Origin of the sequence: Nonomuraea composti (assembly GCF_012034275.1) — a bacterium.
Classification (GTDB): domain Bacteria; phylum Actinomycetota; class Actinomycetes; order Streptosporangiales; family Streptosporangiaceae; genus Nonomuraea; species Nonomuraea composti.
Window position 1 is genome coordinate 1 of sequence record NZ_JAATEP010000033.1, and the last position, 23,946, is coordinate 23,946.

Here is a 23,946-nt window from a genome sequence, read left to right on the forward strand (position 1 = left end):
CGGCCGGCGATGGCCTTGCCGACCATCTCCTCCGACTCGCCGGCGCCGTACATGTCGGCGGTGTCGATGAGGTTGACGCCGGCGTCGAGGGCGGCGTCGACGATGGCGGTGGCCTCGTCCTGGGTGGTGCGGCCGATCGCGCCGAAGTTCATGGCGCCGAGCGCGAGGGTGCTGACCCGGACACCGGTACGGCCCAAGGTGCGGTACTGCATGAGGGGTTCCTGACGTAGGAGGAAACGATGCGGCTCTGGCATCATGGATAAGCGGAACGTTGTTCCGATACCGTTCACGATAAGGAACCGTGTTCCGTTTCGCAAGTCGAGAAGTGGAGGAAGGGGCGCGTGAACGACAGCGACGACGGCAAGGGCCGGGCGGCCCCGCGCAAGCGGGCCGACGCCCGGCGCAACGAGCGGGCGCTGCTCGACGCCGCCGCGGCGGTCTTCGTGACCTCGGGCGTCGAGGCGCCGATCCGCGACATCGCGGCCAGGGCGGGCGTCGGGGTGGCCACGATCTACCGCCACTTCCCGACGCGGGCGGAGCTCATCATCGCCGTCTACCGGCACCAGATCGAGGAGTGCGCCAAGGCCGGGCCCGTCCTGCTGGCGAGCAGCACGAGCCCGCACGCCGCGCTCGGGCGGTGGATCAACCTGTTCGTCGACTTCCTGGTCACCAAGCACGGGCTCGCCGCCGTGCTGCAGTCGGACGACGCCGGCTTCCAGCAGCTCCACGGCTACTTCCTCGAACGCCTGCTGCCGGTGTGCGCGGAGCTGGTCGCGGCGGCGGTCGAGGCCGGCGAGATCCTTCCCGATCTGGAGGCGTACGAGCTCATGCGCGGCGTCGGGAACCTGTGCATCGGCGCGGAGAGCGACCCCCGCTACGACGCCCGGCGCCTCGTCGGCCTCCTGGTGGAGGGGCTGCGCCGCCGCTAGCCAATACCCGGAATCACGTTCCGGATCCGGTCAGCTCCTGGAGCTCGGAGTCGAAGAACAGCGCGGCGTCGAAGCCCATCCCAGCGAAGTGGCCGGCCAGCTCCAGTGACAGCACGCCGTGCATGCGCGTCCAGAACGCCAGGGCGCGGCGCAGGACCGGAGCGGGGGCGGGATGGCCCGCCGCCCACTCGCGGTGGCTTTCAAGGTGCTCGTCGAACGGCGCCCGCTCATCGTGGAGCTCCAGCGCCGCGCAGGCGTCGAGCAGGACCTGCATGATCTCGTTGGCGATGAGCGTGACGTCGTCGGGCGCGTGGTAGCCGGGCACTGGCGTGCCGTACATGAGGAAATAGCGCTGCGGGTCCTCCAGGGCCCAGCCGCGCAGGGCGTGCGCCAGCCCGGCCAGGCCGGCGCCGGAGCCGGCGGCCGTGCGGAAGGTGTCGGCGAGGCTGCGGTAGGCGTCCCTGATGAGCTCGGTGAGCAGGTCGTCGCGGCCGGCGAAGTACCGGTAGAGCGCGGGGCCGCTCATGCCCATCCGCTTGGCGATCGCGTTGAGTGACAGCGCCGAGGCGCCGGCCGAGGCGATCTGCTCCCACGCGTGCTGCTTGATCTCCGACCGTACCTGCGTGCGGTAACGCTCGCGCGGAGCCTTCGCACCCGTGTCCGCCATGGGCTCTCACCTCTCAGGAGCTACATCTTCAAGCGTTGGTTAGAAGCTATCACGCTTCCGCTTGACCTCCCGGCTCGCGACGTTATAGCTTCTAACCAACGCGAGAGCTTGTAACGCAACGGAGGTCGCCATGAAGGAAGGGCTCGTCGAAGTCGTGCTGCCGGGCAAGGTGGAGCCCGAAGGGCTGCGGATCCGGCACGGAGCCGTCCCCGCCCCCGGCGCCGGCCAGGTCCTGATCCGGATGGAGGCCACCGGCGTCTCCTTCGCCGAGCAGCAGATGCGCCGGGGCCGCTACTACGACCAGCCGCCCTACCCGTTCGTGCCCGGGTACGACCTGGTCGGCACGGTGCTCGCCACCGGCGAGGGCGTCGACCCCGGCCTGGCCGGCACCCGCGTGGCCGCGCTGCTCAAGGTCGGCGGCTGGGCCAGCCACGTGCTCGTCGACGCCGCCGACGTGGTTCCGGTGCCCGGCGGCCTGCGCCCGGCCGAGGCCGAGACCGTGGTCGTCAACGGCATCACCGCCTGGCAGATGCTCAACCGCAAGGCACGGGTGCGCGGCGGGCAGACCATCCTGGTGCACGGCGCCAACGGCGGCGTCGGCTCCGTCCTCGTCCAGCTCGCCCTGGCCGCCGGCGTGCGGGTCATCGGCACCGCGTCCGCGCGCCACCACGACGCCCTGCGCGAGCGCGGCGTCCTGCCCATCGACTACCGCACCGAGAACGTCGCCGTCCGCGTCCGCGAGCTCGCCCCCGGCGGGGTGGACGCCGTCTTCGACCACGTCGGCGGGCGCGGCGTCGTGGACTCCTGGCGGCTGCTCGCCCCCGGCGGCACGCTGGTCTCCTACGGCAGCGCCTCCACCCGCGACGACGAGGGCTCCAAGTCGTGGCCCGTGCTCAAGCTGCTCGCCAGGACGTGGCTGTGGAACGTCCTGCCCAACCGCCGCCACGCCTACTTCTACAACGTCTGGGGCGGCCGGGCCCTGGCCAAGGACCGGTTCCGCGCCCGGCTGCGCGCCGACCTCACCCAGGTCTTCGCGGCGCTGCAGCGCGGGGACATCACCGCCCAGATCGCCGCCGAGCTGCCGCTCGCCCGCGTCGCCGACGCCCTGCGGCTGGCCGAGTCCGGCACCGTCGCCGGGAAAGTCGTCCTGAACCCGTGATCAACCATCCCGAGAGGATCCTCATGTCCAGCACCGCCGCCGTCACCGTCTTGCTCGCCGCCGGCCTCCTCGTGAGCCCGGCCGCACCCGCCCAGGCCGCCGATGCCCAGCAGTGCCGGGGCCAGGGCGTGGATCCCGGTGCCCGCATCCGCTACCAGGCCGACATTGTCATCAAGGCGCCGCTGAGCAGGGTCTTCAAGGTGCAGACCGACGTCGAGCGCTGGCCGGAGTGGCAGAAGCCGGTCCTGACCGCGAAACGGCTCGACCACGGCGCGCTGCGCGCGGGCTCGCGGTTCCGCTGGACCACCCCCGCGCCGGCCACGCCCACGACCCCGGCCACCACCCTGAAGATCACCTCCACGGTCCAGCAGCTCAAGCGCGACTCCTGCGTCCTGTGGACCGGGCCCGCGATCGGCGCGGGGCTGCGCATCGACCGAGGCGTCCACCTGTGGACGTTCACCAAGGTCAAGGGCGGTGTCCGCGTCCACACCGAGGAGACCTGGACCGGCGACCAGGTCGAGGCCGACATCCCCACCGCCACCCGGGCGCTCGGCGCCGGGCTCGACGCGTGGCTGCGCGACCTGAAGGCCGCCGCCGAGTGATTCTGCCGCCCGGTCAGGCGTCGCGGCCGGGCCAGTCGCGATAGCGGATCTCGCCCAGGACGGCACCGTCGTCCGGCACCAGCGTGTGCTCGCCCACCTCCGTGCCGAAGTAGCGGGCGTGCGGGTCGGTGACCACCTCGCGCGGGTCGCCCCAGGACGCCAGCGCCTCCCGGAAGAACTCGTCCATGCGGAACCGCTCCGGCCCGGCCACCTCGATCCGCCCGTTCAGCGGCGGCCCGGCCGCGACCCGGCCGACGGCCCTGGCCACGTCGTCGCCCGCCATGGGCTGGAAGAGGACGGGCGCGATGCGTACCTGACCGTCCTGGGTGGACTCGTCGGCGATGCCGCGGACGAACTCGAAGAACTGCGTGGCGTGCACGATCGAGAACGGCAGGCCCGACTTCTCGATCAGCCGCTCCTGGGCGAGCTTGGCGCGGAAGTAGTCGTTCGCGGGCGTGCGGTGGGTGCCGACCACCGACAGCGCCACGTGGTGGCCGACGCCGGCGGCGGACGCGGCCTCGATCAGGTTGCGGGTGGAGGTCTCGAAGAACTCCATCACCGCGCCGGCCTCGAAGGACGGCGAGTTCGACACGTCGGCCACGACGTCGGCGCCCGCCAGCGCCCCGGCCAGGCCCTCCCCGGTCAGGGCGTTCACGCCGGTCCGCGGCGAGGCGGCCACGGCCTCGTGCCCCTGCTCCCCCAGCCAGGAGACCAGCTTCGACCCGATCAGGCCGGTCCCTCCGATCACCACGATCTTCATGGCGGCACCTCCTCGTCACTACGGAGGCTAGGCACCCCCGAAGTGGAGGAAAAGCGGGTCAACGATAGTTTTCCCGACGAGAAGATGGCACCTGACCTGGGTTTACTCCAAGCATTCGCTCAGGTTGACACCGTAGCGTGACCGGGTGTCCATCAACCTGGCAGACCTGAGAGGCGACGGCGGGCCGCGGGCCGGCGTCCTGACGCAGCCACCGCCGTCGGCCGGCAGGCAGACCTGGCTGGACGCGCTGCGCGGCGTGGCCGTGCTCGCCGTGCTCTTCGAGCACCTGCTCGACCCCCTCTTCCCCGAGGTCCGCGCGGCCGTCAGCCCGCGGTTCGACTTCGGCCAGTACGGCGTCATGCTGTTCTTCCTGGTCAGCGGCTACGTGGTGCCGGCCTCGCTGGAGCGGCGGGGCAGCGTCACCGGCTTCTGGATCGGCCGCGCGTTCCGCCTCTACCCGCTGTGGGCGGTCGTGGCGGTCGCCGGGACGGTGTTCGGCCTCGCGCAGGTGTACGCCGGGCTGCCGGTCGCGCTGGCCGAGCACCCGGTCACCGCCGGGCTGGCCCACCTGACCATGCTCCAGGACTTCTTCCAGGTCGTCAGCGTGGTCAACGTGTTCTGGACGCTCTCGTACGAGATGGTGTTCTACCTCCTGGTCACGGCGCTGTTCGTGGTCGCCCCGCACCGGCCGCGCACCACCGGCGTGCTCGTCGTCGCGGTGGCGGGGGTGCTCGCCGGCGGGCTGCTCCCGGCCGGCGCGCTGTCACACGCGCTCGGCGGCGACGCCGTCGTGCTGCTCGCGACCGGCGTGCTGGTGGCCGGGATGGCCGCGATCCTCGGCGGCACCCCTCGCGTACGGGTGTGCGGCGCGATCGCCGTCGCCGTCCTGGCCGTCGTGCTGCTCGGCTGGAACAGCCGGGTCGGGGCATGGCAGAGCCTGGCCATCGTGGCCACCATGTTCGCGGGGACGGCGCTCAACCGGCTCGACCACGGGCGGCTCCACCGCGGGGCCCGGTGGGTGGTCGCGATGGTGCCCGTCGTGTGTGTGGTGGCCGCGCTCTGGTTCGGGCCCGGGTGGGGGATGTCCGAGGAGGAGGCGGTGGCGTTCAGGTGGAGCTGGTCGGCGGCCGTGGTGGCGGCCTGGCTGACCTTCCTGGGATTCCGGACGCTCCGGCCAGGCTCTCTTCGCGTGCCCCGACCTGTCCGGCTCCGCCTGCCGCGGCCGGCCGGCTTTCCCGCGCCGGGGCCGGCCGCGCTGCTCGTGCGGCTCGGGGTGCTCAGCTACTCCGTCTACCTGCTGCATCCGCTCGTCGTGCAGGTGCTGCGGCGGCTGGTGCCGGACCCCGCGCAGGTGCCGCTGACCGGGCGGATCGGCCTGTCGCTGGCGGTGGCGTCCGCTGTCGTCGGCGCCGCCACGCTCACCCACCGGTTCGTGGAGCTGCCCGCGCAGGCGCTCGGCCGTCGCGTCGTGCGCGCGCACGCCCATCGGGGCTGAGGCTCACCCCGTCAGGCCGGACGCGGTGGCGACCAGGCCGCCGTCGATGACCAGGTCCTGCCCGTTGACGTACGACGCCTCGTCCGAGGCGAGGAAGGCGACCGCGGCGGCGACGTCCTCGGCGGTGCCCAGGCGGCCGGCGGGCACCGCGGCGAGCACGGCGGCGGCGGCCTCGGCGGAGATGTTGTCGTGGAACATCGGGGTCTCGATGTAGCCGGGGCTGACCGAGTTGACCCGGATGCCCCGGGGCGCGAGGTCCGCCGCGAGCGTGTGCGCCAGGTTGTGCACCGCCGCCTTGGTCGCCGCGTACACGGAGGCTCCCGGCAGGCCGCGGTGCAGCGTCCACGACGCGTTGATGACGATCGCGGCGCCGTCCGCGAGCAGTGGCAGCGTCTTGTGGACGGTGAAGAACACCCCCTTGAAGTTGGTGTCCACGATGCGGTCGAACTCGGCCTCGCCCACCTCGCCGACTGCCCCGAACGAGGCGACGCCCGCGTTGGCGAACACCACGTCCAGCCGCCCGTGCCGGTCGCGGATCGCGGCGGCCAGCGCGTCCAGGTCGTCGAGGTCGGCCACGTCGGCGCGCACCGCGACGGCGCGGTCACCTCCGTCGAGTTCCTTGAGGGCGGTGTCCAGCCGGGCCTGGTCCCGGCCCGTGATGACCACCTGGGCGCCCTCGGTGAGGAACCTGTGAGCGGCGGCCAGGCCCATGCCGCTGGTGCCGCCGGTGATGAGCGCGATCCTGCCGTCGAAACGTGTCTTCGTCATGGGGCTCAGCCTGCCGACCGGCCCGCCGGCCATACAGTGCGTGCTCAGCCTGGGTCTGTCACCACCACCTTGGCCAGCCGGTCCTCCGTGCCGGGCAGCGGGTTGTACAGCTCCAGGTGCCAGCCCGGCCGGTCGGCCACGGTCAGCGTGGTCATCTCGAAGAACAGCTCCCCCGCCTCGGGGTGCCGCACCGCCTTCACCGCCTGGACGGGCGCGCCCACCTCGTGCCGGGCCCAGAGCCGTGCGAACTCCGGGCTCACCGAGCCGAGGTCGGCCACCAGCCGCGCGAACTCCGGATCTCCGGGCGCGCGCCCCGCGTCGGCGCGGAAGGCGGCCACCACGGCCGGCGCGACGGCGTCCCACTGCACGTGCATCCCCCGGTAGCGGGCATTGGTGAAGAACGAGACCAGGCAGTTGTGATCGACGTCGTCGTAGCCGAACACCGCCCGCGTCGCCGCGTTGATCGCCAGCAGGTTCCAGCGGCTGTCGCGCAGGATCGCCGGGCGCGGCGACCACGCGTCCACCAGGCGCCGCAGCTCCGGGGTGACCTCGCCCGCCGGCGCCTCGCCGGCGGGCGGCGGGTTGAGGCCGGCCAGCAGGTACAGGTGCGCGCGCTCGGGCCCGCTCAGGCGCAGCGCCCGGCCGATCGCGTCGAGCACCTCGGACGAGACGTTGATGTCGCGGCCCTGCTCCAGCCACGTGTACCAGGACACGCCCACCCCGGCCAGCACGGCGACCTCCTCGCGGCGCAGCCCCGGCGTCCTGCGCCGGCCCGCGCCCACCATGCCGACGTCGGCGGGGGCCAGCCGGGCCCGGCAGGCACGGAGGAAGTCGCGGAGCTGCTCGCGGCGGTGCCGCCGCGTCTCAAGGGACTCGCTGGTCATAGGTCACGGTAACGGAGCCGGGTTATAGTCGGGGCAATTGCCGTATCTCGCACTGTCGAGCTTCTGCTGGCGAAGGTGACGGTCATGTCCTTGGGCGATCTGTACGAACCGCTCCACCAGCACCACGCCGACCCCTACCCCTTCTACGAGCGGGCCCGCCGCGAGGAGCCGCTGTTCTACTCCCCCGCCATCGGCGCCTGGGTCGTGACGAAGATGGCCGACGTGCGCCGGATCCTGCGTGACGGGGCCCTGTTCTCCTCGGCCAACACCCTGCGTCCCTACTCGCCGTTCCCTCCCGCGCTGCTCGCGGAGCTGGAGAAGGGCTACCCGAACCTCGGCTCGTACATCACGATGGACGGCGAGGAGCACCGGCGGCGGCGCGCGCCCGCCGCGGCGGCGCTCACCCCCGAGCGTGTCGCCGCGATCGAGCCGTACATCACCGAACGCGCCACCTCCCTCATCGACGGCTTCGCCAAGGACGGCGGCGTCGAGTTCATGGCCGGGTACGCCAACCGGCTGCCCGTGGACGTGATCGCCCGGCTGGTCGGGTTCGCCGAGCAGGACGCCACGGCGTTCGGCGACGACAGCCGCGCGGCGGCGGCCATGGGGATGGGGCACCGGTTCGGCTCCGAGGAGGAGCAGATCGCGTGCGCGCAGGCGTGGGTGCGCTTCCAGCGGCTCATCGAGCGGTACGTGACCGAGCGCCGCGCCGCACCCAGGGACGACGTGATCAGCGACTACGTCGCCGCCTTCGCCCCCGGCGACGAGCCCCTGGCCTTCGAGGAGATGGCCGAGCTCATCGGCATGATCCTCGGCATCGCCCTGCCCGGCCACATCACCACCTCGGCGCTGCTCGGCAACGGCCTGCTCCGGCTGCTGTCGGAGCCCGAACAGTGGCGGCTGCTGTGCGAGCGGCCCGACCTCGCGCCGAACGCGACCGAGGAGATCGCCCGCTACGACACCCCGACGCACATCTTCCTGCGGGTCTCCACCGCCGAGGCCACCGTCGGCGGTCGGGACTTCCCCGCCGGCACCGAGTTCGCCCTCTGTCTCGCCTCCGCCAACCGGGACGAGGACGCCTTCGAACGGGCCGAGACGTTCGACATCACCCGGCCCCAGCACGCGAACGTGGTCTTCGGCCAGGGCGCCCACTACTGCCCGGGGGCCGGGCTGGCGCGCCGCCAGGTCGAGATCTCGCTGCGCCTGCTCGCCGAGCGGCTGCCCGGGCTGCGCCTCGTACCGGACCAGCGGATCGAGTACCGCGGCACGCTCGACCACCGCGGCCCGCTCACCCTCCAGCTGGAGTGGTGAGGATTCAGGGCTTACGAGCGGTTCGGGGCTTGCGAGCGACCCCGCCCGCGATGCAGATGCCCGCCAGGTCGAGCGGCCGCTCGACGGGCTCCTCCGGCCGCCACTCCGGCAGGTGCACCACCCCCGGCTCGACCAGCTCCAGCCCGTCGAAGAAGCGGGTGATCTCCTCCAGGTCGCGGGCCCTGCCGGTGCCCAGCATCGACAGCAGGACCCCCTCCAGCGCCCGCACTTCGGGCGCGCACGAACAGAAGTGCGTGAGCTGCAGGTAGCTGCCCGGAGCCAGCCGCGCCTTGTACGTGTCCACCAGCTCCGCCGGCCGCTCGTCGTCACCGAGATGGTGCACCACGGCCACCAGCAGCAGCCCGATCGGGCGCGAGAAGTCCAGGAACCCCTCCACCTTCGGATGGTGGAAGATCGCCTCGGGCTCGCGCATGTCCGCGGTGATGACCCGCGTCTTGTCGTTGGTCTGCAGGAGCGCGCGGGCGTGCGCGAGCACGATGGGATCGTTGTCGACGTAGACGACGCGCGCGTCCGGGTTGATCCGCTGCGCGACCGAATGGGTGTTGTCCATCGTCGGCAGCCCGGAGCCGACATCGAGGAACTGGTCGATGCCCTGCTCCGTCATGAACTTCACACCCCTGAACAGCATCGCCCGGTTGTTCCGGGCGCCCCCGCCGCCGTCGGGGAAGTGCTTCATGCCCTCCATCGCGATGGCCCGGTCGACCGCGAAGTTGTCCTTGCCGCCGAGGAACGCGTCGTACACGCGGGCGATGCTGGGCTTGCTGGTGTCGATCTCCGGAGGCAGGTAGTCCGGGTCCTGGTGGGTCCAGATCCGCTCCATGGACGCCTCGCTCATGGTCACCTTCCGGCCGTGACTCAGTGATCGACATCTGACGCGTTTCGGGAGCATAGCGAGCATGTCGTGAATGCACAGCTTCACGTGAAACTTTCACCGCACGGGCCACTTCCGGGCCTTGGGAACGAAAGTGCCGGGCCGGGCAGGCGAGCTTGGGAGCGGATCATGCCGGGCAGGCGAGGCTAGGCGCGAAACGTACCAGGTCGGCGGGCCTGGGCGCGGAAGGTGCCGGGCGGGTGGCCCGTCCAGCGGCGGAAGGCCCGTCTGAACGCGCTCGCCTCCGAGAAGCCCAGCCGCCTGGCCAGCTCCTCGACGGACTCCTCGCCGCGGCGCAGGCCGTCGAGGGCGGCGTCCCGCAGGAGCTCCTCCTTGATGCGCCCGATCGACGTGCCCTCGGCGCGCAGCAGCCTGCGCAGGTGCTGCGTGCTCACGTTGAGCTGGGCCGAGACGTCGTCGGGGCCCGGCCAGCGGCCGCGCAGCCCGCGTTCGAGAATCGTGCGCACCCGGTCGGCGACGGACGAGCCGTAGTCGCGCGTGGCCAGCCACACGTAAGGCTGGTCGCCCAGGTAGCCGGCGAGGTCCTCCTCGTTCCTGATGACCGGCGCGCGCAGCAGGTCGCGGTCGAAGGCCAGCGCGAGCCGGTCGGCCCCGAACACCGGATGCCGCCCGAACACCGCCTCGTAGTCGGCCGCGTACGGCGGCGCCGGCCAGGGCAGGCGCAGCTCCCGCAGGCCGACCCGCCGCCCGGCGAGCCAGCCGGCCAGGCGGTGGACGAGCGCGGCCAGCAGCTCGGCGGCCAGATGGTCGGGGTCGTCGAGCCCGCTCACGTCGATCTCGACCTCGGCGAGCGCCCCGACCGCCGACACCCGCAGAGGCGGCACGCCGGGCAGGGTCACGCTCGCCTCGGCCAGCCGCAGCAGAGCCCCCTCCAGGTCGGGCACGTGGATCGCCGAGCGCAACACCAGCCGGAAGGTGCCCAGCGGCACGGGCGCGCCCAGCCCGAACAGCTCATCCCCCGTCAGGATCCACAACTCCTGCGTCAGCTCCGCCACTTGGGCGAGCGTCACGTCCTCACACCGGGCCGCGCCCGGCCGGATGCCGGTACGGCGCAGCAGCGACCCCACGTCGAGGCCCTGCCGCTCACCGACACGCACGAGCCGCCTGACCACGTCGCCCGGCTGCGTCGAGCTGCTCACCGGCCCACCCTACGTCGCCGGCCGCCGCACGCGGATCGGTCGCGCTTTCCCCGCCCCCTCACGTCCCTGGCCGCTGTGCGCGGATCGGTCATGGTTCTCGCGCGCGACGGTGCTGGGGCGGACCCGGTGCCCGTTCGTACCGTTCGGGCATGACGATCTCATCTCGCTCTTCTCGCCACCGGCTGCTCTGGCTGGGGCTCGGGCTGGCGTTGCAGGTGTTCGCGGTCGGGGGGCGGTGGGACCTGCCGTTGGCGGCGTGGGGCTTCCAGGTCTTCCTGGTGAGGTTCGTGCGGACGGGGCGCCCGTGGCCGGGGCTCGCGCTGGTGTGGTTGGTGGGGGTGGCTGGCGGGTTGTTCTGGGCCGTGCAGCTCGCGGTGCCGATCACGCCTCTGGTTCTGGCGGGGGTGGTCGTGCTCGGGTCGGCGGCGGTCGTGCCCTTCGCGGTGGACCGGCTGGTGGCGGCCCGGTTGGGGCCGTTCTCCAGGTTGCTCGCCTTCCCGGCCGCGTTGACGGCGGTCGCGTTCCTGATGGGCACGTACAACCCGTTCGGCACCGCGTACGGGCTGCTGGCCGTCACCCAGCACGACGACCTGGCGCTGCTTCAGGCGATCTCCGTCGCCGGGCCCTACGCGATCGCCTTCCTCATCGGCGCCGTCGCGACCGCCGCCAACCACCTGTGGGAGCGCGGCGGGCCCCGGCCGGCCGTCGCGGTGGCGGCCGTGCTGGCGGCGGTGGTCGTGGGCGGCCAGGCGCGGCTGGCCTTCGCCCCCGCGCCGAGTTCGCCGACCGTACGGGTCGCGGGCATCAACCCGGCCACGGCCTCCCTCGACGCGGCCCGGCGGCTGCTCGGCGCCGAGCCGACCGACCTGCGGGCCGTGTCCCGGATCGACGCGGCCACGGTACGGGCGGCCTCGGCCCTGGTCAGCGGCCAACTGTTCGCCGACACGCGGGAGGCGGCACGAGCGGGCGCGAAGATCGTGTTCTGGTCGGAGAACGCGGCGAAGATCCGCGCCGAGGACGAGCCCGCGTTCTTCGCCGAGGCCGCCCGGCTCGCGCGCGAGCAGGGCATTTACCTGAACCTCGCCATGAACGTCTACCTGCCCGCCGCCCCCTACGGCCGCGACCAGACCGTGCTCATCGGGCCCGGCGGGAACGTGCTGTGGACGTACCAGAAGCACCACCCCATCCCCGGTCTGGAGAGCTACCGTGCCGGCACGGGCCCCGTGCCCGTCGTGGACACCCCGTACGGCCGCCTGTCCAACGTCATCTGCTACGACGCGGACTTCCCCGCGACGATGCGCGTCGCCGCCGACATCATGCTCGTCCCCGGCGGCGACTGGCCGGAGATGGGCCGCATCCACACGAAGATGGCGAGCCTGCGGGCGATCGAGAACGGTTACGCGCTCGTCCGGCAGGACTTCAACGGCTCCTCCCAAGCCTTCGACCACCAGGGGCACGTGCTGTCGCAGCAGGACACCACGCCTGGCGACAACCGCCCGTGGATCGTGGACGTTCCCATGCGCGGCGCGGCCACGCCGTACCGGATGGTGGGGGACATCTTCGCCTGGCTGTGCGCGGCGCTGACGCTCGGCGTCGTCGGGGCCGGAGTGCGGCGATCGGTCGAGCGCCGCCGTCAAGGCGTGCGACGGTCGAGGACCGTCGCCGGAGCGGGGGTGGGGTGATCGGAGATCGCCTGACTCCTTGCGTCCGGGCTGATCACTCTTCTAAGTTAGGCACCCTAACTTAGGAAGGCTCACCCATGAAGACCGGCGGGCGCACGGCCAGCTTCACGCTTCGTGACGTGATCGAGGCCGGCACCCGCATCGGCCTCGAACGGCTCAGCATGCAGGGCGTCGCCGACGCGCTCGGCGTCACCACGGCGGCCGTCTACCGGCACGTGCCCAGCCGTTCCGCGCTGGAGAGCCTGGTCGGGGAGGCCATCCTCGACGAGCTGACCCTCGTCGACGATCCCGCCGAGCCGGCCGCCGCCCACCTCGCGAGCTTCGCCCTGCAGCTGCGCCGCTTCACGCTCAGCCGCCCCGGTACGGCCCAGTACATGCAGCGGCTGTTCCCGCGCGGGCCGTCCGGGCTGCGCCTGCTGGAGCACCAGATCAACGCCCTGGGCCGACGCGGCTACGACCCGCCCGCCGCCGTCGCGCTCTCCTCCGCCGTCGCCACCCTGGCCATCGGCGCCACCGTCGCCGAGCAGGAGCGGGCCGCCCTGCTCGGCACGCCCGCCGTGGAGGAGGCGCTGGCCGTGATGGCGGGCTCCGAGCTGCTGCGGCAGGCCGGTGCCGGCATCCCCGCGCACACTCCGGAGGACTACTTCGTGTTCATGCTCACCGCCGCCGCCGAAGGGCTTGTCGCCCAGCTCCCGCCCGGCCGCCCGCTCCCCATCCCGCAGGCGGCACCCTGAACGCCACCGAGCACTCCCCCGAGCACTTCGCCGAGCACTTCATTGAGCACGACGCCGAGGAGACCCCGTGCCCCAGCCGATGAGCCTGCTCCCGGAAGACCCCGCCGAGGTCGGGCCCTACCGGCTGGAGGGCCGGCTCGGGGCGGGCGGGCAGGGCGTGGTCTACACGGGGCGCGGCCCCGGCGGCGCGCTCGTCGCCGTCAAGCTGCTGCACTCGCACCTCATGGCCGACGACGACGCCCGGACCAGGTTCCTGCGGGAGGTGCGGACGGCCGAGCGGGTGGCGCCGTTCTGCACGGCCCAGCTGCTGGACTCCGGCTTCGTGGGGGCCCGGCCGTACATCGTCAGCGAGTACGTGGACGGGCCCTCACTCCAGGACTCCGTCAAGGAGAGCGGGCCGCGCGGCGCGGCGGCCCTGCAACGGCTGGCCATCAACACCGCGACCGCGCTGGCCGCCATCCACGCGGCCGGAGTCGTGCACCGCGACTTCAAACCCGGCAACGTGCTGCTCGGACCCGACGGCCCCGTGGTGATCGACTTCGGCATCGCCAAGGCCCTCGACCTCAGCCAGTCGGTCGCCAGCAGCCAGCCCATCGGCAGCCCCGCCTACATGGCACCCGAGCAGATCGCCGACGACGACGTGGGGCCGGCCGCCGACCTGTTCGCCTGGGCGGCCACCATGTACTACGCGGCCACCGGGCGGCGCGCCTTCCCCGGCGAGTCCATCCCCGCCACCCTGCACTCGGTCCTGCACGGCTCGCCCGACCTGAGCGGGGTGGAGGGGCGGCTGCGCCGGCTCCTGGAGAAATGCCTCTCCAAGGACCAGTCGCTCCGCCCCACGGCCGCCGAGGTAGCCGACCACCTCCGCACCCTCCCCCCCCCCCCCCCCCCCCCCGGGGGGCCCCCCCCCCCCCGGGGGGGGGGGGGGGGGGGGGCCCCCCCCCCCCGGGGGGGGGGGGCCCCCGCCTCGCGGCGCCCGCCGAGCGAGGGGCGTTTGGCTCGCGGCGCCCGCCGAGCAGGGGGTGCCCGGCGCGCGCCGCCCGCGGGCCCCAGCGGTCGCGGCCGGCACGCTGCTTCGCTTCGCCCGCGCCGACAGCGGCCACGCGCTGCGAGCACCAAGCGCCCGCGGCCCGAGCCCGGCCCGAGCCCGGCCCGAGCCCCCCGAGCCCGGCCCGAACCCGGGCCGGGGGCGCGCCGGGCGGGGTCAGCCGGTGACGGCGGCGTCGAAGACGTGCCGGCCGGGGCCGGCCTCGGCGACGGGCAGGCCGGGCAGGTCGACGACGGCGGTCGTGTTCTGCGGGACCTGGACGGTGACCGTCAGCCGCTCCCCGTCCACCCGCCAGCCCACCTCGGCCTCCCCGTAAGGGGTGAGGTGGGTGGCGCGGGCGGAGGTGAGACCGCCGCCGGGGCGCGGCCGGACGGCGATCCTGCGGTAGCCGGGCTCGGCCGGCGCGAGCCCGGCGACGGTGCGGTGCATCCAGTCGGCGACCGCGCCGAGCGCGTAGTGGTTGAACGAGGTCATCTCGCCGGGATTGACGGAGCCGTCGGGCAGCATGCTGTCCCAGCGCTCCCAGATCGTGGTGGCGCCCATGGTGACGGGGTAGAGCCACGACGGGCAGGCGCGCTGGGTGAGCAGCTTGTACGCGGTGTCGTACGCCCCGACCGAGCACAGGGCGTCGCAGATGAGCGGGGTGCCGACGAAGCCGGTGCCGATGCGGTGGTCGTCGGCCTCGACGAGCTCGACGAGGCGGCGCCCGGCGCGTTCCCGCTGCTCCTGCCCTTCCAGCAGGCCGACGGTCAGGGCGAGGGCGTAGGCGGTCTGGGTGTCGCAGGCGAGCCGTCCGGACGGGGTGACGAACTCGCGGCGGAAGGCGGCCCGTACCTGCCCGGCCAGCGCGGCGTAGCGGGTGGCGTCGCCGTCGTGGCCGAGCAGCGCGGCGGTGTCCGCGACGACGCTCGCGGTCCAGGCGTGGTAGGCGGTGGCGACGAGCGCGTGGTCGGTGCGGGCCTTGCCGGGGTCGTCCGGCGGCGCGGCGGGGTCGAGCCAGTCGCCGAACTGGAAGCCCTGGTCCCACAGGTGGTCGCGGGTGAGCGAGGCGACCTGGTCGACCCACGCGGTCATGCTCGGGTACTGCCGCTCCAGCAGGCCGAGGTCGCCGGTGCGCTGGTAGAGCGTCCAGGGGACGAGCACGGCGGCGTCGGCCCACGCGGCGGTGGGGGAGACGCCGAACACGAGGGGCACCCACGGCACGTAGTGCGGCACCGTGCCCACCTCGGCCTGCTCGGCGGCCAGGTCGGCGAGCCACGACGTCAGCGGCCCGGCGCAGTCGTAGAGGAAGGCGGCGGCGGGGGCGAAGACCTGCAGGTCGCCGGTCCAGCCGAGCCGTTCGTCGCGCTGGGGGCAGTCGGTGGGCACGTCCACGTAGTTGCCGCGCATGCTCCAGATGACGTTGTCGTGCAGCCGGTTCAGCAGCGGGTCGGAGCACTCGAACGTGCCGATGGGCCGCATGTCGGTGTGGCAGACGACGGCCCGCACGTCGTCCGGGTCGCAACCGTCGACCTGGGCGTAGCGGAAGCCGTGGGTGGTGAAGCGCGGCTCCCACTCCTCGGGTTCGGCGTCGCCGCGCAGGGTGTACCGGTCGAGCGCGTCGGCGTGGCGCAGCGGGCGCAGGGCCAGCGCGCCGTTCTCCAGCACCTCGGCGTGCCGCAGCGTCACGGTGTGCCCGGCGGGGCCCTGGACGCGGATGCGCAGCCGGCCGACGAGGTTCTGCCCGAAGTCGAGGATGGTCTCGCCGTCGGGGCCGGTCAGCACCTCGGCCGGGCGCACCGTCTGGGTGCGGCGCACGGGCGGGCCGGTCGGGGCGACGAGCAGCGACGCGTCGTGGGTCAGGGCGTCGGCGGGCAGCCAGGCGGAGTCGTCGAAGCCGGGCTCCGACCAGCCGATGGGCAGCAGGCGGGCGTCGTACTTCTCGCCGTCGTACAGGCTGGTGGCGGTGATCGGGCCGCTGGCGCAGCGCCAGGCGTCGTCGGTGACGACCACGTCGGTACTGCCGTCGGCGTAGGTGATCTCCAGCTGGGCGATGAGCGCGGTACGGTCGCCGTAGACGCCGGTCTTGCCGCCGCCGAAGCCGATGCGGCCTCGGTACCAGCCGTCGGCGAGGGTGGCGCCGATGGTGTTGCCGCCCTCGCGCAGCAGCTCGGTGACGTCGTGGGTACGGTAGCGCAGGCGGTGCCCGTAGCTGGTCCAGCCGGGGGCGAGCACGTCGTCGCCGACCACCCGCCCGTTCAGCTCGGCCTCGAACAGGCCGTGGGCGGTGATGTAGAGGCGCGCGTGCGCGACCGGGCCGCGCAGGGTGAAGTCGCGGCGCAGCAGCAGCGCGGGCCCGTCGGGGGCGCCCAGCAGCTCCAGCGGCGGCGCGGCGGCCGCGGCCTGCCATTCCGCGGGCCGCAGCAGCCCGGTCTCCACGGACGACCAGGTGCTCCAGTCGCTGGCCGAGCCGTCGGCGCCGTGGACGCGGACCCGGACGCCGCGCCGCTCGCGCGAGCCGAGGGGCGTGCCCGGCCACGGCACCAGCACGGAGGCGGCGGACTCGACGAGGCCGGTGCCGGTGCCGTCGCTCAGCTCGATCTCGTAGGCGGCCTGCCGCCAGCCGGGGAGGTCGGTGGTGACGGTCCAGGACAGGCGCGGCTCGGGCTCGCCGATGCCGAGCGGCTCGGAGTGGTGCTCGAAGGCGGGCGCGGTGACGTTAAGCAAGGTGCTCCTTAGCCCTTGATGGCGCCGGCGGTCATCCCGGCGACGATCTTGCGGTTGAAGAAGACGAACAGGATCAGTGGTGGGATCGTGATCAGGACGATGTCCATGAACAGCAGGTTCCACTGGGTGTTGTACTGGCTCTGGAAGTTGTAGAGGGTGACCTGCACGGTGGCGTTCTCGTCGCCGGGCAGCAGGTAGAGCGGGTTGACGAAGTCGTTGAAGATGTTGACCGAGCTGACCAGGATGACCGTGATGGTCACCGGCCGCAGCAGCGGGAAGATCACCCGGAAGAACAACCGGAAGCCGCTGCAGCCGTCGATCTGGGCGGCCTCGTCCAGCTCGCGCGGGATGGCCGCGATGAACGCCCGGAACAGCAGCATCGCGAACGACAGGTGGAAGGCCACCTCCGCCAGGATCATCCCGGGCAGCGTCTTGAACAACCCGAGCGCCTGCAGCAGCCAGATGGTCGGCACCACGGCGGGCGGGATGATCAGCCCCGACAGCACCAGGAAGTCGGCCAGTTTGGCGACCTTGCCGGGGCGTCTTTGGAGCACGAACGCGGCCATGGCGCCGAAGATCACCAGGAGGGTGACCGAGGCGACGGTGATGATGGTGCTGTTGACGTAGGCGCGCAGCAGGATGTAGTCGCGGGCCTCGATCACCGCCACGAAGTTCTCCACGACGGGCCAGCTCGTCGGCCAGGCGAAGTCGAGGTCGACGGCCTGCGTCTGGTCCTTGACGGCGGTCAGCAGCATGAGCGCGAACGGGACCAGGAAGATCACGGTGGCCAGCACCAGCGCGACGGCTTCCGCGCTGAGCCTGCGGAGTGCTCTCATGCGGCGACCTGCCTCTTGCCGAGGTAGTAGTTGAGCGGGACGGCGATGGCCGTGACGACGAGGAACAGGATCACGTTCCCGGCGGTCGAGAGGCCGAAGAAGCCGGCCTGGTACTGCTTGTAGATGATCGAGGCGATGGTGTCGCTGGTGAAGCCGGGGCCGCCGCGGGTCATCGTCCAGATGAGGTCGAAGGAGCGCAGGCCGCCGATGAACGACAGGATGATCACCGAGTAGGTGGCCGGCCAGCTCAAGGGGAGCGTGACGTGCCGGAAGCGGTGCCAGGCGCCGCCGCCGTCCACCGCGACGGCCTGGTAGTACTCGGTCGGGATCGACATGATGCCGGCGATGTAGATCACGGTGGCCAGGCCGACGCCCTTCCACACGTCCACCAGCGCCACCGACAGCAGCGCGGTGGCGGCGTCGCCGAGCCAGTCGCGGCCGTCGATGCCGACCAGCGCCAGCGCCTGGTTGACCAGGCCGGTCTGCGGCTTGAGCAGCATCGCGAAGGTGATGCCGACCGCGACCGTGGAGACCAGGGTCGGGAAGAACACCACCGAGCGCAGGAACCCGCGCACCTTCAGCCTGCTGGTCAGCAGCACGCCGAGCAGCAGCCCGAGCACGACCTTCAGGCCGCTGGTGACGACCGCGTAGATGATGGTGTTCTGGAAGCCGATGCGCAGGTTCTGCTCGGCCAGGAAGTCGCGGAAGTTCTGCAGCCCCACGAACTCGCTGTCGAACAACGTCCAGCGGGTCAGCGCGAAGTAGAACGCCATCGCCGTCGGCACCAGGAAGATCACCACGAAGACCACGGCGGCCGGCAGGTACAGCGCGTACGGGTAGGCGGACCTGCGCCGGGCCGCCGGGCGGGCGTGACCCTTCCCGGTGGGCGTGCCGGGCCCCGTGCGGGGCCCGGTCTCCTGCTGCGTCACCACCCCGCGAGCCCCAGCTGCTTGGCCTGCTTCTCCACGTCCTTGTCGTACTGGGCGGCGCCCTCGGCGGGCGGCGTCAGCCCGGAGCCGACGGCGACCGTGATCTGCTCCAGCGACGGGCCCTTGACCGGCGAGACGAACTCCAGCGCGGGCGCCGTGCGGCCCTCGTCCACGTACACCTGGAGGTCCTTGGCCGCCTGGATGGCGTCCTCGGGCAGCTTGGCGCCGCTGATCCGGTACGGCCCGGCGGGCGGCACGGCCGCGTTGACCGCCTCGGCCCCGGCCGGCGAGGCGACGAAGGCCAGGAACTTCTTGGCCGCGTCGAGGTTCTCGGTGGTCTTGGGGATGTAGATGCCGGCCGGCTCCCAGATCGTGGCGCCGTTCTTGGCGGCGTCGGTGCCGGGGATGCCGAAGAAGCCGACGTCGGTGGCGGCCTGCGGCATGGTGGCCACCAGCGGCGGGAGCTGGGCGCTGAGCATCGGGTAGTGCGCGCCCTTGCCCTCGACCAGCAGCTTCATGCCCTGGTCGTTGGTGGCCGAGCCGAAGCCCTCCTGCATGTAGCCCTTGGCGTGCACGTCGGCCAGGTGCTGGAAGCCCGCCGTCGCGGCCGGGGTGGTGGCGAACTTGGCCTTGTTGGCCGTGTAGTCCCGCGCGAAGGTCGGCACCGCCGCCTGCACGTTGTAGTAGTCGCCCAGCACGAAGAGCTGGGAGGTCCAGGTGTCCTTGTACGTGCCGATCACCGGCGCGATCCCGGCCGCCTTGATCTTGGCGTTGTTGGCCATGAACTCGTCCCAGGTCTTCGGCACCTCCAGCTTGAGCTGCTCGTAGACCTTGCGGTTGTAGAGGATGCCGCCGCCCATGGCGGTGCCGGCGGGCACGCCGTACACCTTGCCGTCCTGGCTCACCACGGGCAGGAAGTCCTTCTGCACGTTCTGCAGCACGGGGTCGCCGGTCAGGTCGACGAGGGTCTGCGCCGGGTTGAGCGCCTGGAGCAGCGACCCGGAGTTGTACCAGAACACATCCGACATGTCGCCCGTGGAGAGGCGGGTCTTGATGATGTTGTCGCCCTCGCTGCCGCCGGGCCGGGTCTCGGTCTCGATCTTGATGGTGGGGTTGGCCTTCATGAAGGCGTCGGCGAGAGCCTTGGCGGTGTCCACCGTCGCCTGGCTGTTGTCGACGAGGAACTTCAAGGTGACGGAGCCGTCCCCGGCTCCCGACCCGGCGCCGGAGCCCGAGCCGCACGAGGTCAGGGCCGCCACCGTGAGAGCGGCCAGAGCCGCTCCCAGTACGCGGTGCGAGGTCTTCACAACGCCCCTCCGGATTCGTTGAAACGTTTTAAGAGCCCCCCGATGGCAGTTAACGTAGGCGTTACCTGATAGGGCGTCAAGGGTCATTTTGGGGAACGAACCCCAATCGTGATGCGTGACCACCGTGGTAACCACCGGCACCTGCTGGGATGGGATGAATAACGTTGCCCATACCGTTCCGCGCGTGCGGCCCGTACAATCCGAGGGGGCTTGTCGGGGTCGAGGAAAGGCAGCACATGGTCGCGCGAGACCGCCGCAGGGTGACCATCACCGACGTGGCCAGGCACGCGCAGGTGTCCACCACCGCCGTGTCGAAGGTGGTGCGCAACGCGTACGGGGTCAGCGAGGCGATGCGCGTCAAGGTGCAGGCCGCCATCGACGAGCTCGGCTACCGCCCCCACCACGCCGCCCGGGCCATGCGCGGCCGCACCTTCACCATCGGCGTGCTGCTGCCGCACATCCGCAACCCGTTCTTCGCCGACATCCTCGACGGCCTCACCGAGGAGATCTCCGCCAGCGGCTACCAGGCCATCATGGTGCAGAGCGGCGGCCGGGACCCGGCCGCCGAGCGCCGCGCCGGCGACGCCCTGGTGGACCGGCAGGTCGACGGCATCCTCTGGGTCGCGCCCTGCTGCGCCAAGGCCCAGCTCGAACAGCTGGCCAAGGACACCCCCACCGTGGTGCTCGGCCGGCACGACCGCTCCGCCGTCTACGACTGCGTGCTCGACGACGACGAGGTGGGCGCCGAGCTGGTGGTCGAGCACCTCATCGCGCTCGGGCACCGCCGTATCGGGCACATCACCCAGAAGGACGACCTGCCCGGCCGCGCCGCCGCCCTGCTGCAGACCATCCGGGCGCGAACCTACGAACGCGTCATGACCGAGCGCGGCCTGGCCGCCCACATCGCCGTCGCCGCCACCTCCTACAGCGAGGAGGGCGGCTACGAGGGCGCCCGCCAGCTCCTGGCCCGCGACCCCCGGCCCACCGCCATCTTCGCCGGCGCCGACGGAGCCGCCTTCGGCGCGCTCGCCGCCGTCCACGAGGCGGGCCTGACCGTGCCCGGTGACGTCTCCGTGGCCGGCTACGACAACGCCCGCATGAGCGGCCTCGCCCACATCGCGCTGACCAGCGTCGACCAGGACGGCGCCATCATGGGCAAGACCGCCGGCCGGCTGCTGCTCGAACGCATCGACGGCCGCACCTCCGCCGTGCGCTTCTCCGTCACGCCGACCCTCGTGACCCGCCGCTCCACCGCCCCGCCACCACGATCTTGACCGGAGGCGGTCGAGACCGCGAGAGTACGGTGAGCCGACCTCAAGATCGAAAGGTGTCCTGTGGCCGCCCCACTCGCCGCGTTGCTGCTCGCCTCGTTACTCGCCGCCCCCTCTGCCGCCCCCTCTGCCGCCCCGTCCGCCGCCCCCTCTGCCAGTCCGTCCGCCGCCGCCCTGCCCGCCTGCCCCCAGATCTTCGGGCACGGCGGCTACCCCACAGGCGCCAACGCCTGGGAACGCGACCAGGTCCGCCAGCCCAACAACCCCACGGCCATCCGCCAGTACAAGAGCTGGGGAGCGGCGGGCGTCGAAGCCGACCTGCAGCTCACCAAGAACGGCACCAAAGGCGTCATGTGGCACAACACCTCCACGTGGGGCCTGACCGGCACGAAGAAGAACATCACCGAGATCTGGTGGGCCAGCGGCGACACCAAGCTCCAGGGCCGCACCATCACGCGCGGCCCGTTCACGGGCGAGACCGTCCACACCTTCCGCGAGTGGCTGGCCGCGATGCGGTCGGCCGGCATGATCGGGCTGGTGGAGATCAAGCCGGAGGCCCGGCAGTCGCTGTTCAACTCCGACGCCGCCATCAAGGCGCGGGCCTGGGCCGAGGTCCTCGACCCCGTCCGGGAGAACTACCGGTCACAGGAGATCATCCTGTACTCCCACGACAGCGGCATCGCCGCCGAGCTCAAGAGCCGGGTGACGGCCGCCGGCATGACGCAGGTGCTCAGCGGCGGCCCCGTCTGGCCCGACGTCACCAAGTGGGAGGAGCCGCCGCCCTCCTGGACCCTGAACGAGAGCGCCTGGAAGGCCGCGCTCCAGAGCGGCGCCCGGCGCATCGCCACCGACTACCCGGCCCAGCTGCGCTCCTGGCTCGTCGGCAAGTGCCAGTGAGGGGTTCACAGGGCCAGCTCGACCCGGTACTGCCGTAGCCAGCGGTCGAGCTGGAGCAGCCGCTCCAGCGCCGACCGGCTCGCCGGGGACGGCGGCCCGGCGGCGATCTCGCGGGCCCGGTCCCAGTCGACCAGCGCGGCGGCGGGGGAGTCGGGGTGCTGGAGCAGCTCCGCCACCCGCCCGTGCAGCGCCCGGTCGTAGGAGGGGTCCTGGGTGGCCGGGTACGGGCTCTTGACCCGCTGCAGGATGCTGTCGGGCAGCAGGTCGGCCCCGGCCGCCCGCAGCAGGCTCTTCTCCCGCCCGTCGAACGTCTTCATCGCCCAGGGCACGTTGAAGACGTACTCCACCAGCCGGTGATCGCAGAACGGCACCCGCACCTCCAGCCCCACCGCCATGCTCATCCGGTCCTTGCGGTCGAGCAGGATCTGCACGAACCGGGTCAGGTGCAGGTAGCTGACCTCCCGCATGCGCCGCTCGTGCCCGTCCTCGCCCGGCAGCCGCGGCACCTCGGCCAGCGCCTCCCGGTACCGCTCGTCCCGGTAGCCCCGCAGGTCGGCGAGCCGCGCCACGTCCTCCCTGAGCAGCAGCTCGGCGCCGGCGTGCACGGCCGTCGCCGGCGAGGCCAGCCACGGGAACGTGCCGGACTCCACCGCCTCCCGGTCGTGGAACCACCGGTAACCGCCGAACACCTCGTCGGCCGACTCGCCCGACAACGCCACCGTGGAGTGGCCCCGGATCGCCTTGAACAGCAGGTAGAGCGAGCTGTCCATGTCGCCGATGCCCATCGGCAGGTCACGGGCGCGCAGCACGGCCGCCCGCACCGCCGGGTCCATCAGCTCGGCCGAGTCCAGCACGATGTCCGTGTGGTCCACGCGGGCGTGCCGGGCGAGCTCGTGCACGTATGGGGTGTCGGGGGTGGAGCGGGTCAGGTCGGGCTTGAAGTTCTCCGTGTAGCCGGCGAAGTCGACCGAGAACGAGCGGACGGACCCCAGCCCCTGCTCCCGCAGCAGCCTGGCGGCCAAGGCGGTGATCAGGCTGGAGTCCAGGCCGCCCGACAGCAGCGCGCACAGGGGCACGTCGCTGATGAGCTGGCGGGCGACGATGTCGTCCAGCAGGCCGCGCACGGTCTCGACGGTCCGGCGGACGTCGTCGGCGTGCTCGCGCGCGTCGAGCCGCCAGTAACGCCGCTTGCCGATGCCGTCCCGGCTCACCTTGACGACCTGGCCGGGGCGCACCTCGTACATGCCGGAGAAGATGCCGTGCTCCGGCGTCTTGACGAACGACAGCAGCTCGCGCAGCCCGCCGGCGTCGAGCACGCGCTGGGCGAGCGGGTTGGCGAGGATCGCCTTCGGCTCCGAGCCGAACAGCACGCCGTGCGGCGTCGGGTAGTAGTAGAGCGGCTTGATGCCCATGCGGTCGCGCACCAGCAGCAGCTCCTCGGAACGGGCGTCCCAGACGGCGAAGGCGTACATGCCGTTGAGGTGCCCGGCCAGCTCCTCGCCCCATTCGAGGTAGGCGCGCAGCACGACCTCGGTGTCGCTGCGGGTGCGGAAGCGGTGGCCGCGGGCGGACAGCTCGGCCCGCAGCTCCTCGAAGTTGTACACCTCGCCGCTGTAGCTGAGGACGGCCGTCTCCCCCTCCTCGCCCTCGGCCACCATGGGCTGGCGGCCACCGGCGAGATCGATGATCGCCAACCGGCGGTGGCCGATGGCGGCGTGCGGGGCGATCCACAACCCCCGGTCGTCGGGCCCGCGGCAGGCCATCGTGTCGGTCATCTCCTGCGCGATCTCGCGTTCCTGCCGCAGGTCGCGCTCGAAGTCCACCCATCCGCTGATCCCGCACACGCCGGTCCCCTCCCCGTCCCCGGCCCGTAGTCGTTCCCTCCGCCGGGTAGATCGTTTTAAAGCGC

The 23,946-nt window shown here is 72.4% G+C and carries 21 protein-coding genes and 1 pseudogene; 10 read left to right on the forward strand and 12 right to left on the reverse strand.

What is annotated here, in order from left to right; genetic code table 11:
• The coding region (locus tag HCN51_RS36490; RefSeq protein ID WP_168016109.1) for an aldo/keto reductase at positions 1-212 on the reverse strand (212 nt) is incomplete at its 3' end.
• Positions 213-341: 129 nt separating this feature from the next.
• Between HCN51_RS36490 and HCN51_RS36495 the strand changes: the two genes are divergently transcribed.
• Positions 342-929, forward strand: coding sequence for a TetR family transcriptional regulator (locus tag HCN51_RS36495; protein WP_168016111.1), 588 nt, complete (start codon positions 342-344; stop codon positions 927-929).
• Positions 930-942: 13 nt separating this feature from the next.
• On the opposite strand, the gene HCN51_RS36500 is transcribed toward HCN51_RS36495, so the two are convergent.
• On the reverse strand, positions 943-1,596 hold the full coding sequence (locus HCN51_RS36500; RefSeq protein WP_168016113.1) for a TetR/AcrR family transcriptional regulator: 654 nt from the start codon (positions 1,594-1,596) through the stop codon (positions 943-945).
• Between the two features lie 130 nt (positions 1,597-1,726).
• Between HCN51_RS36500 and HCN51_RS36505 the strand changes: the two genes are divergently transcribed.
• Both HCN51_RS36505 and HCN51_RS36510 read left to right on the forward strand, forming a co-directional pair.
• A complete protein-coding gene (locus HCN51_RS36505) occupies positions 1,727-2,755 on the forward strand; it encodes a medium chain dehydrogenase/reductase family protein (RefSeq protein WP_168016115.1) in 1,029 nt (342 codons plus the stop codon).
• Positions 2,756-2,778: 23 nt separating this feature from the next.
• On the forward strand, positions 2,779-3,357 hold the full coding sequence (locus HCN51_RS36510) for an SRPBCC family protein (RefSeq protein WP_168016117.1): 579 nt from the start codon (positions 2,779-2,781) through the stop codon (positions 3,355-3,357).
• Positions 3,358-3,370: 13 nt separating this feature from the next.
• Here HCN51_RS36510 and HCN51_RS36515 read toward each other — a convergent pair whose 3' ends face one another.
• A complete protein-coding gene (locus HCN51_RS36515) occupies positions 3,371-4,117 on the reverse strand; it encodes an SDR family oxidoreductase (protein ID WP_168016119.1) in 747 nt (248 codons plus the stop codon).
• Between the two features lie 145 nt (positions 4,118-4,262).
• On the opposite strand from HCN51_RS36515, the gene HCN51_RS36520 reads away from it, so the two are divergent.
• A complete protein-coding gene (locus HCN51_RS36520; RefSeq protein ID WP_168016121.1) occupies positions 4,263-5,612 on the forward strand; it encodes an acyltransferase family protein in 1,350 nt (449 codons plus the stop codon).
• 3 nt (positions 5,613-5,615) lie between these two features.
• On the opposite strand, the gene HCN51_RS36525 is transcribed toward HCN51_RS36520, so the two are convergent.
• The gene (locus HCN51_RS36525; RefSeq protein WP_168016123.1) at positions 5,616-6,380 is read right to left on the reverse strand and encodes a glucose 1-dehydrogenase; all 765 of its coding nucleotides are present in this window, start codon (positions 6,378-6,380) and stop codon (positions 5,616-5,618) included.
• Between the two features lie 44 nt (positions 6,381-6,424).
• The gene (locus tag HCN51_RS36530) at positions 6,425-7,264 is read right to left on the reverse strand and encodes a helix-turn-helix transcriptional regulator (protein WP_168016125.1); all 840 of its coding nucleotides are present in this window, start codon (positions 7,262-7,264) and stop codon (positions 6,425-6,427) included.
• 84 nt (positions 7,265-7,348) lie between these two features.
• On the opposite strand from HCN51_RS36530, the gene HCN51_RS36535 reads away from it, so the two are divergent.
• Positions 7,349-8,575 (forward strand): cytochrome P450, encoded by a 1,227-nt coding sequence (locus tag HCN51_RS36535; RefSeq protein ID WP_168016127.1) that lies wholly within the window; start codon positions 7,349-7,351, stop codon positions 8,573-8,575.
• 4 nt (positions 8,576-8,579) lie between these two features.
• Here the strand turns inward: HCN51_RS36535 and HCN51_RS36540 are convergent, their stop codons facing one another.
• Together HCN51_RS36540 and HCN51_RS62570 are read right to left on the reverse strand one after the other, a co-directional pair.
• Entirely contained in the window at positions 8,580-9,431 is an 852-nt protein-coding gene (locus HCN51_RS36540; protein ID WP_240973628.1) for an SAM-dependent methyltransferase, read from the reverse strand.
• Positions 9,432-9,613: 182 nt separating this feature from the next.
• Positions 9,614-10,627 carry an AraC family transcriptional regulator ligand-binding domain-containing protein gene (locus HCN51_RS62570; RefSeq protein ID WP_168016129.1) on the reverse strand — a complete coding sequence of 338 codons (1,014 nt, stop codon included), beginning with the start codon at positions 10,625-10,627 and terminating at the stop codon, positions 9,614-9,616.
• Positions 10,628-10,776: 149 nt separating this feature from the next.
• Between HCN51_RS62570 and HCN51_RS36550 the strand changes: the two genes are divergently transcribed.
• The 3 genes and pseudogenes from HCN51_RS36550 to HCN51_RS63120 all read left to right on the forward strand — a co-directional run.
• Positions 10,777-12,309: a carbon-nitrogen hydrolase family protein gene (locus tag HCN51_RS36550; RefSeq protein WP_168016131.1), complete on the forward strand. Its 1,533-nt coding sequence runs from the start codon at positions 10,777-10,779 to the stop codon at positions 12,307-12,309.
• Positions 12,310-12,386: 77 nt separating this feature from the next.
• Positions 12,387-13,043, forward strand: a complete 657-nt coding sequence (locus tag HCN51_RS36555) for a TetR/AcrR family transcriptional regulator (protein WP_168016133.1) — start codon at positions 12,387-12,389, stop codon at positions 13,041-13,043.
• A 79-nt stretch (positions 13,044-13,122) separates the two neighbouring features.
• A pseudogene (locus HCN51_RS63120) lies at positions 13,123-13,848 on the forward strand (serine/threonine-protein kinase); the annotation flags it as partial.
• A 399-nt stretch (positions 13,849-14,247) separates the two neighbouring features.
• Here the strand turns inward: HCN51_RS63120 and HCN51_RS36565 are convergent.
• Genes HCN51_RS36565 through HCN51_RS36580 form a run of 4 tightly spaced genes read right to left on the reverse strand, consistent with a single transcriptional unit; the run spans position 14,248 to position 19,869 of the window.
• Complete coding sequence (locus tag HCN51_RS36565) at positions 14,248-16,797, reverse strand: glycoside hydrolase family 78 protein (protein ID WP_168016135.1); 2,550 nt, start codon at positions 16,795-16,797, stop codon at positions 14,248-14,250.
• Positions 16,798-16,805: 8 nt separating this feature from the next.
• Positions 16,806-17,633, reverse strand: coding sequence for a carbohydrate ABC transporter permease (locus HCN51_RS36570; RefSeq protein WP_168016137.1), 828 nt, complete (start codon positions 17,631-17,633; stop codon positions 16,806-16,808).
• Positions 17,630-18,562 (reverse strand): ABC transporter permease subunit, encoded by a 933-nt coding sequence (locus tag HCN51_RS36575; RefSeq protein ID WP_206068306.1) that lies wholly within the window; start codon positions 18,560-18,562, stop codon positions 17,630-17,632. Before HCN51_RS36575 ends, HCN51_RS36570 begins: the two co-directional genes overlap by 4 nt.
• The gene (locus tag HCN51_RS36580; protein WP_206068307.1) at positions 18,559-19,869 is read right to left on the reverse strand and encodes an extracellular solute-binding protein; all 1,311 of its coding nucleotides are present in this window, start codon (positions 19,867-19,869) and stop codon (positions 18,559-18,561) included. The genes HCN51_RS36575 and HCN51_RS36580 overlap by 4 nt, the downstream gene beginning before the upstream one ends.
• Before the next feature lie 236 nt (positions 19,870-20,105).
• On the opposite strand from HCN51_RS36580, the gene HCN51_RS36585 reads away from it, so the two are divergent.
• Positions 20,106-21,143: a LacI family DNA-binding transcriptional regulator gene (locus HCN51_RS36585; RefSeq protein ID WP_206068308.1), complete on the forward strand. Its 1,038-nt coding sequence runs from the start codon at positions 20,106-20,108 to the stop codon at positions 21,141-21,143.
• A 60-nt stretch (positions 21,144-21,203) separates the two neighbouring features.
• Positions 21,204-22,037 carry a glycerophosphodiester phosphodiesterase family protein gene (locus HCN51_RS36590; protein WP_206068309.1) on the forward strand — a complete coding sequence of 278 codons (834 nt, stop codon included), beginning with the start codon at positions 21,204-21,206 and terminating at the stop codon, positions 22,035-22,037.
• A gap of 5 nt (positions 22,038-22,042) precedes the next feature.
• Here HCN51_RS36590 and asnB read toward each other — a convergent pair whose 3' ends face one another.
• Entirely contained in the window at positions 22,043-23,881 is a 1,839-nt protein-coding gene (gene asnB / locus HCN51_RS36595; protein WP_168016141.1) for an asparagine synthase (glutamine-hydrolyzing), read from the reverse strand.
• Positions 23,882-23,946: the final 65 nt, after the last annotated feature.